We start from the raw sequence: 14,367 nt of genomic DNA on the forward strand, positions 1-14,367 counted from the left end.
TTGAATAAAAAAAGTGTAATTTTGCACTCCAATTTATAAAAGTATGAGAACCAAGTCTTTAAAAAAGAACAAAATTAACGTAATCACTCTTGGGTGTTCAAAAAATGTTTATGACAGTGAAGTCCTTATGGGTCAGCTGCGTGCGAATGGAAAAGAGGTTGAACATGAAGCTCCTGCAGAAAAAGAAGGAAACATTATTGTAATCAACACTTGCGGATTTATTGATAATGCAAAAGCAGAATCGGTAAATATGATTTTGGAATATGCAGATAAAAAAGACAGGGGACTTGTAGATAAAGTTTTTGTAACTGGATGTTTATCTGAGCGCTACAGACCAGATTTAGAAAAAGAAATTCCGAACGTTGACCAATATTTTGGAACAACAGAATTACCTCAATTATTAAAAGCTCTTGGAGCAGATTATAAACATGAATTACTTGGAGAGCGTTTAACTACAACTCCAAAAAATTATGCTTACCTTAAAATTGCAGAAGGATGCGACAGACCTTGCAGTTTTTGCGCGATTCCTTTAATGAGAGGTTCTCACGTTTCTCAGCCAATTGAAAAATTAGTTAAAGAAGCTCAAGGTCTTGCTAAAAATGGCGTTAAGGAATTAATCTTAATTGCTCAGGATTTAACGTATTACGGACTTGATCTTTATAAAAAAAGAAATCTTGCAGAACTTCTAGAAGCTTTAGCAGCTGTTGAAGGAATTGAATGGATTCGTTTGCATTATGCTTACCCAACTGGTTTCCCAATGGATGTTTTGGAATTAATGAAACGCGAACCGAAAATCTGTAATTATATTGATATTCCATTACAGCACATTTCAGATTCTATCTTGAAATCAATGCGTCGTGGTACAACTCAGGCTAAAACAACTCAATTATTAAAAGATTTCCGTGCTGCTGTTCCAGGAATGGCAATTAGAACTACTTTAATTGTGGGTTATCCAGGTGAAACTCAGGAAGATTTTGAAATTTTGAAAGATTTTGTTCAAGAAATGAAATTTGACAGAATGGGATGTTTTGCTTATTCTCATGAAGAAAACACTCATGCTTATTTATTGGAAGACAACGTTCCAGATGATGTAAAACAAGCAAGAGCAAATGAAATTATGGAGCTTCAATCTCAAATTTCTTGGGACTTAAACCAAGAAAAAGTGGGGAAAGTTTTCAGATGTATCATTGACAGAAAAGAAGGTGCTCATTTTGTAGGACGTACAGAATTTGACAGCCCAGATGTTGACAACGAAGTTCTAATTGATGCTTCTAAGCATTATGTTAAAACCGGAGAATTTGTTAATATAAAAATAATTGAAGCAACAGAATTTGATTTATACGGCGAACCTGCTTAAATTTACGGTAAACTATTATCAATTTAGATAAACTATTATGAAACCTACGAACATATTTTTTCTTTTGATTTTCACTTTGTGCTGTTTCAATTTGGCATCAGCCCAATATGGTGGCGGTTATGGCGGTTACAATAACGGATATGGCGGCGGTTATGGAAGAGGCGGCGGAATGGGCATGGACAGAAGCATGATGGCCGGCGCAGGACAACAAGGTTCGCAAAGCAAACCTAAAGAAACTCCTCCTGAAGAAACTGCTGGAATGATTGTAGAACAAATGAAGCCTCAGGTAAATCTTGACGAGTTACAAGCTATCGCAATTACAAATGTTTTAGCTGACAGCGTAAGAGAGCAAGGGATTTTGTTAAAAAACGAAAGCAGCAGTCAAGATCAGAAAATTGAGCAGATTAAAGCCCTAAGAGAGAGCACTGATAAAAAAATTACCGCTTTCTTAAATCCTGATCAGGTTGAAAAGTACAAAACTTTTATGAATACCTTAAAAGAAGTTAAGAAACCCAAATCTAAAAAGAAAAAAGACAAAGACTCTAATAAAGATACCAAAGAAGTAAAAGACGCTCCAGATACGAAAATTTCAGAATAATCGTTATTAACTTATAAAACAACGAATTATGACAAAAAAACTTTTTTGTTATCTGACTTTAGCAATTATAGTCAGTGCTTGTTCGACAAATCCGTACAAGAATACTGAAAAAGCTTACGACCAGCAGCTGAAAAATTTAGAAAATCAAATTACAAGCAAAGAAGCAAAACCAATTCCTCCAGTTCCACCTTTAGCAATTGACACTTCTTATGCTCAGCAACTGGGAATCGTAAAAGATACTTTATCAAAAACAGGTTCTACTTATTTAGTAAATGGAATAAATACCGAATGGGTTGGTACGGTAAATTTTAATTTAAGAAAACCTAGCTTTGTAATTATTCATCATACAGCGCAGGATTCTCTGCAACAGACGATAAATACTTTTACAAAAACAAAAACTCAAGTAAGCGCTCACTACGTCATTTCTGAAAACGGAAAAGTTGTACAGATGCTTAATGATTATTTAAGAGCATGGCATGCTGGAAATTCTACTTGGGGAAAGGTTACAGATTTAAATTCTTGCTCTATTGGGATTGAATTGGATAATAATGGTTTTAAACCTTTTACTGAAGCACAAATCAGCAGTTTAGTGGCTCTTTTGACAAAATTGAAAAAGGATTACAACATCCCAACACAAAACTTTTTAGGTCATGCTGATATCGCTCCAGGAAGAAAACAAGACCCAAGCGCCTTATTTCCTTGGAAGATTTTAGCAGAAAAAGGATTTGGAATCTGGCCAGACGAAGTTTTAGAACCAGCTCCATTTGATTTTAAAATTGAACCTGCGTTAAGAATAATTGGTTATAATACCAAAAATTTAACCTCAGCTATTCAAGCATTTAAATTGCATTATATTCAAACTGATGCGACTTCAGTTTTAGACAGAAAAACAATCGATGCTATTTATTCGATATATAAAAAACAGGTTCAATAAAACCTCAACTATAAAATAAAAAAGCGTTTCTATTAATTTAGAAACGCTTTTTTTTCGTCAGGAAAATCCTTTATAATTTAGGAGATACATGCGGTGCGTCTCTACAACAAAAACAACACATATAAATCCTCATCAATTAATAAAAATCCTTTTTATGCAGTATTGGAGACGCACTGCGGTCCGCCTCTACAATAAAACAATTTCAACAATTCAAACCTGAAGTGCAACTTGAAACTTGAAACCTGAAACAAAATAAAAAAGCTGCCAAAACATTAGTAGGTTTCGACAGCTCCAAAAAAAAAAAAAAAAATATCAATCTTTATCTCTAGAAAGAGTATGTTGTTGCAATTAAAGCGTAGAAGCTTCCTCCTGTTGGCAATGCATCTTTATCTAAGAATATATCTTCAGAAGCTGCATCGTATCTTAGCTCAGGAATAATTGTTAATTTTCCGACTTTATAATTTAAAGAAACAGTATTAGCAAATACGTTTGATCCAGTTAATGTTCCTAAACTTGGAGCCGCATCTTTAGCATCAAAATATTCCATTCTGTAAGCCAAAAGCAATGACGGACTGAAAGTGTAATTAGCATATCCTACCAAAGAAAACCATTCTCCATCTAAAGTACTATCAAAATCGTTTGTCGTCTTAGCATACGTTGCATTAAATCCTAAAGCAAATGAATCGCTAATCGTTTTAGATGCTACCAAATCAAACTGTGTTTTATTTTCGTCTGAAACTGGAATTGTACTTCCTGGAATCGGATTGCTACTTCCTGTTGTAAAATTCAAGTAAGCACTTCCTGTATCTCCTATATACCCTAACTGTCCGATGAATGTTTTTTGGTAAGAACCTGCATCCATAGCCGATTTAAAATCTGTCGGATTTGTTATCCCTGCCATAGCCGTAAATTTACCAGAAGTATATTGCGCTTTTACCCCTGTATTAAAAAACGGTCCATAAGAAAACGCATAAGACATACTATAGTTTTTGTTATCTACTGCATCTAGCACTTCATAACCGATATGGGTTCCGAAACTACCCGCTACTACTTTAAATTCATCTGTTAAATTATATGTGAAAAATAATTGTTTAATCATAAATTTTGCACTTGCATCTTTATCTGGCGTTTCATTATATGAAAACTCTGCTGCTCTTTTTCCGAAACCTAAGTCTACAAAAACAGAAGCTTTTCCAAAAGTATGACCTGCTTCGATCGACGCCATTCCTAATTCGAATGAATTCTGTGAGTTGGTAAAGCTCGTCAATCCATTCATTTGTTTTGAAAAATCATATTTATAGTACGCATCTGCAGATCCTCCCCAGGTGGTTGCAGGAGGTGTTGCAGCTTCTTCTTCTTGAGCAAAGGCAAAAGAACTTGTTAACATCGCGGCTAAAATGTGAAATGCTTTTTTCATGTTTTAAATTGGTTTTTAGTTATTAATTGATTCTGGTTAGTTAATCTTTTATATATCTATTTAATAGTATAAGTCATTTCTAAAACCTCTTATTCGCCTTCAAATCATCATCATTTTCATTAGCGAATTTATTAACTTTTGTATGAGTAGAATAATCCAAAAGTGCTTTTTTGACGTTTTAGGCAAAGAATTGCGGATTACAAAAATTAAGTCGCCAATAATCACTATTTAATATTAATCGATATTTGTTTTTGAAAATTCAACAACACATTTTTAGTCAATTTTAAAAAATTTTAGAGGTATTTAAAAATTAAAGCAGACAAAAACTACAAAAAATCGCCACTAACTACAACTAAAAAACATATACCCCCTAAAATTTTAGGGGTATCACTCAAAAAATAAATTTTAACTCAAAATAACACTATTAGAATCAAGAACTAAAACATGAAATTCCATCAGGAAATTATTCTTACAAAAATTCAATTCTCAAAGCTTAAGTTCTAAGCCTTTCTTTACTCTATTTTTTCAATAATTGTCAACCACAAAAAAACAGAGCCTGCTCCAAAATGAAGCAGGCTCTGTTTTTTTTTAACGTATAAATAATTTATTCTTCCTTATTATATTGTCTTAAATATTCGCGGACTTTAATTCCAGATTCTTTCAAGTCCTCATCTTTGCACTTCCCTTCCGATTTGGCTGATTTTTTCAGAATCGAACAGGTTTCGTCTTTATCGGAAACCGACCAAGTAATCCAGCTCAATTTTCGAGCTTCCATCCAATCCACATATTCCTGCCAGGCTTTATAATTTAAAGGGCCGTCGCCAGAAGCTTCCATTCCAGCTGATTCTGAAATAAAAACAGGTAATCCATCTTTAATAGCTCTATCGGTTCTATCTCTTAATTCTTTTCCGTGTGTGGCCGCATAAAAATGCATTGTATACATTATATTAGTATAACCTCTTATTGGATCTTCTGCTGGAAGATCGATATCCTGATCCCAATGCGGACAGCCGACCAAAATAATATTATTAGGATCGTTCTCCCGAATAACCTTAATAACTTCTTCTGCGTAGCTTTTTACTTCCCACCAAGTCTCGTAATCTGGCTCGTTAAACACTTCATATATTATATTAGGGTACTTGGCATACTTTTTAGATATCTCCGCAAAAAATTCCTTCGCTTCTTTCAGATTTACATTATGACTGTGCCAATCTATAATCACATAAATATCTGATTTTATAGCGCCATCTATAACCGCTTCTATTTTCTCTTTTGAAAATTGCGGATCCTTTATATAAGAGTACTCGCCAAGTTCGATTCCCATTGCGGCACGAACTACATTACAATTGAAATCTTTTTTTAACCAACTGACCGCTTTTTCATTATAAAATCTCGGCCACATGCTATGCCAGCCAAAACTTAATCCGCGAAGCACTATTGGATTATTGTCTTTATCTACAAGCTGGGTTCCGAGGACACTTAACTGACCATGTTTTTTCACAAATTGTGCTTTTGAAACATTTACAAGAAGCAAAAAAACAATAGCATACCAAAGCTTTGATTTCATAATATCAATTTAAGGGATTAATTTTAAGGTAATAACGTCATGAGAAGCTATTTCTGCTGAAAAGGCTTTTTTAGTATTCCCGATTTCTTTGTTTTTCCAAAGATCTTTGATTTTGAAGATCGTTTTACTAAAATCAGCTTCATAACCAAAATCGGTATCTTTTAAATTGTTTTTCTTCCAGTCAAAATTGACTTTTTTTGAAGCTTCGGTTCTGTTTACAAAACTGATTGCCCACGCTCCATCAGAAAGTGGTTTTACCCATACTTCCACTCCATCTAAAATAGCATATTTAAATCCTTGAATTCCAAGTTTGTCTTGATTTACAGCAAGCAATTCTTTATTAGTTAAAATGGCTAAAGTTTCTTTTGACATTTTACGGTAATCATTTCCTGTAAACAATGGGGACGAAAGCATGCACCACATTGCGAAATGCGTTTTATCTTCGGTGTCGTTCATTTCGTTTCCAACTTCCATCATATCAAAATCATTCCAGTGATCTGGGCCAGAATATTTACGAATATCTTTTCGCATATCGGCAATTTTCATGAATCCCCAAGACGACCAATTTTCTGGATGTTTGAATTCGCAATCGAAACAAGGATAAATATCCCCAGAAATTCTCCAAAGATTTCCAATTGGTTTTCCCCATTCCCACGGCTGATTATCTCCCCATTCGCAAAGACTGAAAACAATTGGTCTTCCTGCGGTTTTTAATGCATTGCTCATTGTAGCGTAAGCTTCTTTTGCCGTAATGCCTTCTGTATTGCACCAATCGTATTTTAGAAAATCGATTCCTAATTTAGCATAAAATCGGGCATCTTGATACTCATAACCTCTAGTTCCTGGGTAACCTGCGCAAGTTTTAGTTCCCGCGCAATTGTATAATCCGAATTTCAAACCTTTACTATGCACATAATCGATAAGCGATTTCATTCCGTTTGGAAACTTTACTGGATCTGGCACTAAATCACCGTTTGCATCACGTTCGTGGGTCATCCATCCGTCATCTAAGACAATATAATTGTATCCCGCTGCAGCTAAACCCGAAGAAACCATGATATCAGCAGTTTCTTTTACTAATTTTTCATCAATATTAGTTGCAAAAGTATTCCACGAATTCCAACCCATTGGTGGCGTCATTGCAAGTCCTTCAAATTTTCCTCCTTGCTGTTTATGCGTGTTTCCTTGGCTGAAAATAAGACTCGAGATACTCAGACAACATCCTAAAATTATTTTTTTCATTTTTTCTATTTAAAAAAATTAAAAAATGTTCCCTAATTTTTCAACTAGGGAACATTTCAAACTAACTCAATACTTATTATAAAAACCCTATATCATCAATATAAAGTATACTTGCTGGCGTAATTGTTCCTCCAGAAAATTCTTGAATAAACACACTATCAAAATTTCCATCAGGCAAAAGCTCAGGATGCAAAGCTGAAATAGGAATTGAAATATTATTCCATTGCCCTGGCACTAAAGTAACTGTAGTACCTTTAGCAGAATCACCCGTATCACTATTTATGGTAACCATAATTTTAGTACTTTCTGTTGGGAATATAGACATTTTAACGAATTGATAATCTGCAGCTTTTAGAAGCAAGTCTGAGTGCATGAAAAGTCCGCTCCAAGCTTCGGCAACTTTTTTGATTGCATTTGTTCCTCTGCTCACTTTTTCAGTGCTTTCCCAGGTGATGTCGCCTCCCCAGCCCCAGCCCCATCCTTTCAATGAGTCTTCGTATAATAAGTATTTAAGACCAATACCGCTCGGAGCAGAAACTCCAAAGTCTGTCTCTACCACAATAAGAGCATAAGAATCAAAGTCTGCTGGAACAGTTGCCTTTATTTCTGTTTTAGACACTGTAGTAAATGTAGCGGCAGTAGATCCGAATTTTACGCTTTTCACTTTTACAAAATTTTGACCTGTAATGGTAATAACATCTCCAGGAGAAGCCAATACTTGCGATAAGCTTGTAATTGATGGCGCCGGAGGAGTCAATTCTATCACATTACTCAAAACATTTACAAAACCGTTTGTTCCGTAATAATCTAATCCTGGCGCTTCTTTATCAGATCCATTAACCTTTAAAACATTATTGGTTACATTAATACTTAACAGATATAGATCGGGATTCAACGCATTTGCCATTGTAGCATAATCACCTGTTTGCAAATAATCAGCTTCAACGCCATCCAGTTTAGCAACTCTTTTCTTCACGCCTTTAATAACATGACTTAAAACAAGTTGTTTTAAATCTTCTACAGGAACTAAATTTATATCTGGATAACCTAAATCATTAACATAACCGTTGGCTACCAAATAAGCATCGAAAGTAGCATCGTTTGGAACAAAATAAGTATAATTATCAGCTGTATCTAAAGTCGATTCTAAACCAGCTAATTTTATTGCTTTTGTAAACGTAGTTAAATTACTATTTGCTTTAATTAAGCCATATGCTGTATTGTAATTTTGCTGTGCTCCTCCAATATCTTCAATTTCGTTATCGCAGGAAGAAGCAGCAACAACCAAAAAGACACTTAAAGCAATATGTTTTACTTTATTATATATATTTTTCATAAATTCTTTTTTAGTTTTTTAATTATGGTTCCAGATCAATAGAATACACTTTTGTTGAAATCTATTTTTTGAATCCTAACAATTATTTTAGTACCAATCCGATATCATCTAGATAGATCACATTTCCGCCAAAGCCACCAAATTCTTGATATCCAATTTGAGATAATTCAGTTGGATTACCCAATGAACTATATGGCACCTCAACATACGTCCAAGAAGTTCTGATATCAACTATTACAATATTCTTCTCAGCATCTCCATTGGCAAAAAACTTTACTTTTCCTGCTTTTTCACCTTTAGCCCAAAATCTTACCGCTTTGAATTTATCTGTATCATGATAAGACCAATTGTTAATACCAATAACATATCCGTCCCATTCTCCAGCTTTCCATTGAATACACTTAGTTCCTTGCTGAACATCTTTAGCGTAAGCTGCATCAAATTCATTAGTTCCATCCCAAAGAGATTGCCAGCCCCAAATATTAGTGAAAGCGTCATCATAAATTTCAGAACCTATTACTTGCGAAGCCACTGTTGTTCCCGACACATTAGTTACTGACAAGGTTTTTAGATAACTTCCTTCAGGAACTTTAACCACAATCTCTGTTAATGTAGAAGAAATTGGCTCTACTTGAGTATCTCCAAAATTCACTTTAGGGCGCAAGAAATACTCACCTGTAATAGTAATAACATCTCCTGGATTTGAATTGACAGGAAATCCTGTAATATTAGGATTTGGAGGCCTGATCGCTATTTTATAGTTCAAAGTTCCTTTGCCTGTAACGATTTTCATCTCATCCATTTCATTATAGTATGGTGTTTTTGCATCGACCAATACCACAATAGCATTATCTGTAACGAATGTTGGATTAAAATAAGATTCCAACCCATTAAATGATATTGATTTTAATGTCGAAAAACCAGACCCTCTAATGATGTAATAATTTCCTGCATTGATAATTTCTGTAGGAACATCAACTTCTCTATCTCCTTCAACCAAAGGATCATCAACAACAGATTTGCTAATTCCTGTTACTTCAAGCTTTCCAGAAGAACCTCCCGAATCATCATTTGAACAAGAAGCGAACAGCAAAATTGAAATCGAAGCCAAAAAACATAACTTCAATACCATTTTATTTTTTATATTTTTCATAGTGATTTACTTTTAAAAAATTATTTGAAAGTGTAAGGAACTGGCGCTTCTTTCAACTTTGGATTTTTTCTAACTTCAATGTCTGGTTTTGGATAAATAAAGTCTGTTGGAGTTGGCGTATAATGCATTACCCCTTGAGAATCAAAACCTCTATCTTGCTGAGAAATGATATTAATTGCTTCCTGACGTGGCAATCTTCCTAAATCGAACCAAAATTCTCCTTCAAAAGCAAATTCAACTCTACGCTCATGAAATAATGCTGCTTTCGTTAAGGGCACATTAGCTCCTAAAATTCCAAGACCCGCTCTAAATCTCACTTTGTTATAAGAATCTTTTGCTGCGGCATTAGTAGTTTCATCAGCTCCAGCCATAATTGCTTCAGCGTGAATTAATAAAAGATCAGCATAACGCATAATATAATTACAGTTATTCATTCCTCCCCATCCATCAGCCGGACCTGTCTCGCTAGTAACTTGGCCTACAACATACTTCTTAACAGCAGCTCCTGTATTACCTAATGCATCTGGATATTTTGTTTTGTCCATAACAAAACCTACAACACCGTCTCCTTTAAGGTCAGGGTAAGAATCTCCATAAATCATAAACGACTCTTTTCGTCTTAAATCGCCAATTTCAAAAGCATCCTGAACATCATTACTTGGAACATAAGTAGCTCCGTAAGACGCATTATCATTTAAAATATCTAAACCATATTGAATATTAGAAAAATTTCCTCCTCCGTAAGTGTTTATAGCACCAGACCATTGCCAAGAATAGATAGATTCTTCGTTGTTATTTTTACTTGTCAAAAACAAATCTGCAAAATTTGGCACCAAACCAAACTCGCCAGAATTGATTACTTTTTCAGCCATTGTTTTAGAATCAGCATATTTCTTTTCATACAAATACACTTTGGCTAAAAATGCTTCAGCAGAACCTTGAGTTACAAAAATATTGTCTCCACTAGCAGATCTAGATCTCACTTTTGTTTTAAGATTTGTTGCCGCAAATTTTAAATCGTTTTCAATGAAGGTATATACATCTTCAATTCTGTTTGTATTCACCATTGGATCTTTCGCCAAAGCCAGATTATCTTCTATAATTGGCACAGGCCCATACAAACGAACCAAATAAAAATAGGCTATCGCTCTAAAAAAATGCGCTTCAGCAATTGTGTTTTTAATTACCGCCCTGCTCACATCTGCAGTAGCATTTTTTTCAATGTTATTAATTAAGTTATTGGACTGTGCCACAATTGCAAAACAAGCTCTCCAAGGATCTAGCAAAATTGGGCTGTCAGATGTCAATTTAAACTGAATCAATTCTGGTCCATCAGCATACGCTAAACAATTCCCCGATGATAGTTCTGACAATGCGTAAAAGTTCTTAGTATAATAAGGAGCCCACATCGCGCCATACATTCCGTAAGTAGTTCTTGCAACCTGCTCATCAGTATTATAAAATTGATCACTGCTATAACTATCTTCAGATGGGCGATCCAAAAAATCTTCGCTACAAGAAGTAGTTGCCAAACCTAGTGTTAAGAATAAAACTAAGGTCTTTATATTGATATATTTTTTCATAAGAGTAGTAATTAAAATTCTAAATTCATTCCAAAAGTGAAACTACGATTGGTTGGGTAACGCCCTGAATCAATTCCTGATAATAGCGGATCTTGATTGTAAGATCCTACCTCAGGATCATATCCTGTATATTTAGTAAATGTGTAAAGATTTTGAATACCAAAATAGAATCTTAGTTTACTAATACTTGCTTTTGAAATCACATCCGACGGCATATTATAACCTAAAGTTACCTGTTGAATTCTTAAGAACGAACCATCTTCTACATAGCGATCAGAGATTGCTATATTAGGATGTCCATCACCACCATCGGGTCTAGGATATTTGGCATCTGTATTTTCTGGTGTCCAAAAATCTGCCGCTTCTGCTAATTGATTTTCATACAAACGCTGGTTTTTAGTACCTGCACGTCTTGTCAAATTCATTACTTTGTTGCCATAAGATCCTTGTAAAAAGACTCCTAAATCAATATTTTTATATGTAAAAGTATTATTGAATCCGTAAGTAAATTTTGGCTGTGGATTACCAATGTACGTTAAATCCTTGTCATCAATTAGACCGTCTTTATTTTGATCTACGTATTCAACATCTCCCAATTGGCTTTTTACTGCTTTGTTTCCTGTAAAAGGAATCGGTGCATTTGCCAATTGCTCGTTAGTTCTTATAATCCCAACTGTCTCATAGCCATAAAACTGACCAACTGGCATACCTACTACCGTTTTGGTTACAGCTTTATTAGTATAATCATTCAGCATTACGTCTTTCGTTAAATCAAAATTATCCTGTAAACTCATCAGTTTATTTTTATTGGTAGAGAAAATTACTTTTGAGTTCCAGCTAAAGTTTTTGCTAAACTTATTATTGTAATCCAAAGTCATCTCAAAACCTTGATTTCTTAAGCTTCCTAAATTTACACTAGGCGCTCCTAAACCTCCTTGATAAGCATCTGTACCAGTAACATAATATGGCAATGGCAAGACAAACAAAAATCCTGCGGACTGTTTTCTGTACACATCAAATGTTGCCTGAAGTTTTGAATTAAAAAGTGTAAAATCTAAACCTAAGTTGGTTTGTTCAGAAGTTTCCCAAGTCAAATCAGGATTTGCGATATTATTAACCGTAAAGAAATTACCCATTGCCGATTTTATGGCACGAACCGTACTCATATAACCGCCACCGCCAATATTTTGGTTTCCAGTCTCGCCGTAACCTCCTCTAATTTTGATGTTATCAATATATTCTCTAGTTCCTTCCATAAAACTTTCGTTTGAAAGTTTCCAATAACCTGAAACAGAAGGAAAGTAACCCCATTTTTGCCCTGGTCCAAAATTAGAGCTTCCATCCGCTCTCATCGTTACCTGCAATCCATAACGATTATTATAATCATAATTAAAAGTTCCGAAGAAAGAGTAAAAAGCAGAACTTCCTTTATATTCTGAAGCTACAATTGTATCTGGATCTCCTAAACTGATAGAATGAATATCATTACTCAACAAGCCAGAAACGGTTTGCGAGTTTCCGAACCAATGACTATCATTAGCCTCTTGAGCTGCCAAAATATTAAAATGATGATTACCCGCATCAACCTTGTAAGTTAAAACGTTTTTAATATTAAGTTGATACCAATTGTTTGCTCGCTCTGTCAACTGATTTGTTTCTCTAACCGCTGCACCCCATTTATAAGTAGGCTGAAATCCTTCGAAATTATCAATATTAGTAGATCCTCCAAGATCAAATCTATATTCAAGCCCTTTTGCTATTCTAAAATTGGCGTAAAAATTCCCAATAAAATTCTTTTTAATTAACTTATTAGTATTCATCAAAGCCGAAGCCACAGGATTAATCCAAACTCCTATAGAGCCGTCAGCCGGTGGACCAGCATAATTTCCGTTAGTATCTTTTACTGCAACATCTGGAGTAGACAATATAGACGTGCTAATAATCCCGTTACTTGCACCGTTGATTGTAATATCTTCATTTGTTATACCTGCACCAATAGACACTCCAACAGTTAACCAATCTTTTAGCTTACTGTCAACATTCGTTTTAAAGCTATATCTTTTAAAACCAGATCCAATAACAATTCCTTCCTGATTGGTATAACCTCCAGAAATGTAATAGTTAGTACCATCCTTTGCCCCTGAAAACGAAATCTGATGATTATTCATTATCGCCGTTTTGTAAATCTCATCTTGCCAATTTGTTCCGTTACCCAAAACAGACGGAACAGCAAATTCATCTCTTGGAGCAACACCATAGACAGCTGCCAAAGCATTTTGCTGTGCAGCATATTGACTTAAAGTCATAGTATCTAATAAGCGAGTTACATTTTGAATGGAGAAATACGTATCATACGCGATTTTTCCCACTCCTTTTTTTCCTCTTTTTGTAGTAATAATAACAACCCCATTCGACGCTCTAGAACCATAAATAGCAGTTGCAGAAGCATCTTTCAAAATATCTAATGTTTCTATATCATTAGGATTTAAGAAAGCAATAGGACTAGAAGTTACGTTTCCTGTGTTTGTTCCCAAATAACCTGTAACGATTGAACCTCCGGTAGCAGTATTAGCAGCATCTCCCGAAATCGGAATACCATCTACAATATACAATGGTTCATTAGTTCCTGAAATAGAAGTAGTTCCACGAATTTTTACTGAGACACTACCTCCAGGCTGTCCAGAATTATTTGTCACTGTCACCCCTGCAGCACGTCCTTGTAACAATTGATCTACAGACACTTGTGGAGAATCTGCAAAATCTTTAGAAGTAACAGTAGAAATAGCTCCTGTTAAATCCTTTCTCTTAACACTTCTATACCCTACGTTTACTAGAACTTCGCGCAAATCTTCGGCGCTTAGTTTCAAAATAACGTTTACAGTTCCTCCATTTTTAACGTTGATTGTTTGCGCAACATATCCAATAAAGGAAACAGTAATAGTAGAATTTGCAGGTGCATCGATCGAATATTTTCCATCAAAATCGGTTGAAGCCGTTTTTTTCGTACCTGTAACTACTATGTTAGCACCAGGAATAGAAAGTCCCTTTTCATCAGAAACCGTTCCCGAAACCTTTACCTGAGCCGTAATAAAATTACTAGTCAGTAACAAAAATAATATCAAAGGAACGGCCGTGTGGTCAGCCATCCAATGAATGAAGCTAGTCATTAGTTTTTTCATA

Annotated in this window: 10 protein-coding genes; 3 read left to right on the forward strand and 7 right to left on the reverse strand. The window is 34.9% G+C overall.

Features of this window, described 5'->3' with window-relative positions; all coding sequences use genetic code 11:
- The first annotated feature begins 43 nt into the window (after positions 1-43).
- Genes rimO through Q9Q97_RS08240 form a run of 3 tightly spaced genes read left to right on the forward strand, consistent with a single transcriptional unit; the run spans position 44 to position 2,889 of the window.
- The gene (gene rimO / locus Q9Q97_RS08230) at positions 44-1,357 is read left to right on the forward strand and encodes a 30S ribosomal protein S12 methylthiotransferase RimO (RefSeq protein WP_109194570.1); all 1,314 of its coding nucleotides are present in this window, start codon (positions 44-46) and stop codon (positions 1,355-1,357) included.
- 37 nt (positions 1,358-1,394) lie between these two features.
- On the forward strand, positions 1,395-1,955 hold the full coding sequence (locus Q9Q97_RS08235) for a hypothetical protein (RefSeq protein ID WP_306156078.1): 561 nt from the start codon (positions 1,395-1,397) through the stop codon (positions 1,953-1,955).
- Positions 1,956-1,983: 28 nt separating this feature from the next.
- Positions 1,984-2,889: an N-acetylmuramoyl-L-alanine amidase gene (locus Q9Q97_RS08240; RefSeq protein WP_306156079.1), complete on the forward strand. Its 906-nt coding sequence runs from the start codon at positions 1,984-1,986 to the stop codon at positions 2,887-2,889.
- 325 nt (positions 2,890-3,214) lie between these two features.
- Here Q9Q97_RS08240 and Q9Q97_RS08245 read toward each other — a convergent pair whose 3' ends face one another.
- The 7 genes from Q9Q97_RS08245 to Q9Q97_RS08275 all read right to left on the reverse strand — a co-directional run bounded on the left by Q9Q97_RS08245 (position 3,215) and on the right by Q9Q97_RS08275 (position 14,366).
- A complete protein-coding gene (locus Q9Q97_RS08245; RefSeq protein ID WP_306156081.1) occupies positions 3,215-4,306 on the reverse strand; it encodes an outer membrane beta-barrel protein in 1,092 nt (363 codons plus the stop codon).
- A gap of 604 nt (positions 4,307-4,910) precedes the next feature.
- The gene (locus tag Q9Q97_RS08250; RefSeq protein WP_306156083.1) at positions 4,911-5,873 is read right to left on the reverse strand and encodes a glycoside hydrolase family 5 protein; all 963 of its coding nucleotides are present in this window, start codon (positions 5,871-5,873) and stop codon (positions 4,911-4,913) included.
- A 9-nt stretch (positions 5,874-5,882) separates the two neighbouring features.
- Positions 5,883-7,115 carry a glycoside hydrolase family 27 protein gene (locus Q9Q97_RS08255; RefSeq protein ID WP_306156084.1) on the reverse strand — a complete coding sequence of 411 codons (1,233 nt, stop codon included), beginning with the start codon at positions 7,113-7,115 and terminating at the stop codon, positions 5,883-5,885.
- Between the two features lie 76 nt (positions 7,116-7,191).
- On the reverse strand, positions 7,192-8,451 hold the full coding sequence (locus tag Q9Q97_RS08260; protein WP_306156085.1) for a fasciclin domain-containing protein: 1,260 nt from the start codon (positions 8,449-8,451) through the stop codon (positions 7,192-7,194).
- An 82-nt stretch (positions 8,452-8,533) separates the two neighbouring features.
- Positions 8,534-9,604 (reverse strand): IPT/TIG domain-containing protein, encoded by a 1,071-nt coding sequence (locus Q9Q97_RS08265; protein WP_306156087.1) that lies wholly within the window; start codon positions 9,602-9,604, stop codon positions 8,534-8,536.
- Between the two features lie 20 nt (positions 9,605-9,624).
- Positions 9,625-11,187: a RagB/SusD family nutrient uptake outer membrane protein gene (locus tag Q9Q97_RS08270; RefSeq protein WP_306156088.1), complete on the reverse strand. Its 1,563-nt coding sequence runs from the start codon at positions 11,185-11,187 to the stop codon at positions 9,625-9,627.
- An 11-nt stretch (positions 11,188-11,198) separates the two neighbouring features.
- Entirely contained in the window at positions 11,199-14,366 is a 3,168-nt protein-coding gene (locus Q9Q97_RS08275) for a TonB-dependent receptor (RefSeq protein ID WP_306156090.1), read from the reverse strand.
- Position 14,367 lies beyond the last annotated feature (1 nt).

The organism is Flavobacterium sp. DG2-3 (assembly GCF_030730925.1).
Lineage (GTDB): Bacteria > Bacteroidota > Bacteroidia > Flavobacteriales > Flavobacteriaceae > Flavobacterium.

What these genes read in the sequence shown, in the direction of transcription:
- rimO (WP_109194570.1), top strand. Translation starts at nt 44, where the DNA reads ATGAGAACCAAGTCTTTAAAAAAGAACAAAATTAACGTAATCACTCTT.
- Q9Q97_RS08235 (WP_306156078.1), top strand. Translation starts at nt 1,395, where the DNA reads ATGAAACCTACGAACATATTTTTTCTTTTGATTTTCACTTTGTGCTGT.
- Q9Q97_RS08240 (WP_306156079.1), top strand. Translation starts at nt 1,984, where the DNA reads ATGACAAAAAAACTTTTTTGTTATCTGACTTTAGCAATTATAGTCAGT.
- Q9Q97_RS08245 (WP_306156081.1), bottom strand. Translation starts at nt 4,306, where the DNA reads ATGAAAAAAGCATTTCACATTTTAGCCGCGATGTTAACAAGTTCTTTT.
- Q9Q97_RS08250 (WP_306156083.1), bottom strand. Translation starts at nt 5,873, where the DNA reads ATGAAATCAAAGCTTTGGTATGCTATTGTTTTTTTGCTTCTTGTAAAT.
- Q9Q97_RS08255 (WP_306156084.1), bottom strand. Translation starts at nt 7,115, where the DNA reads ATGAAAAAAATAATTTTAGGATGTTGTCTGAGTATCTCGAGTCTTATT.
- Q9Q97_RS08260 (WP_306156085.1), bottom strand. Translation starts at nt 8,451, where the DNA reads ATGAAAAATATATATAATAAAGTAAAACATATTGCTTTAAGTGTCTTT.
- Q9Q97_RS08265 (WP_306156087.1), bottom strand. Translation starts at nt 9,604, where the DNA reads ATGAAAAATATAAAAAATAAAATGGTATTGAAGTTATGTTTTTTGGCT.
- Q9Q97_RS08270 (WP_306156088.1), bottom strand. Translation starts at nt 11,187, where the DNA reads ATGAAAAAATATATCAATATAAAGACCTTAGTTTTATTCTTAACACTA.
- Q9Q97_RS08275 (WP_306156090.1), bottom strand. Translation starts at nt 14,366, where the DNA reads ATGAAAAAACTAATGACTAGCTTCATTCATTGGATGGCTGACCACACG.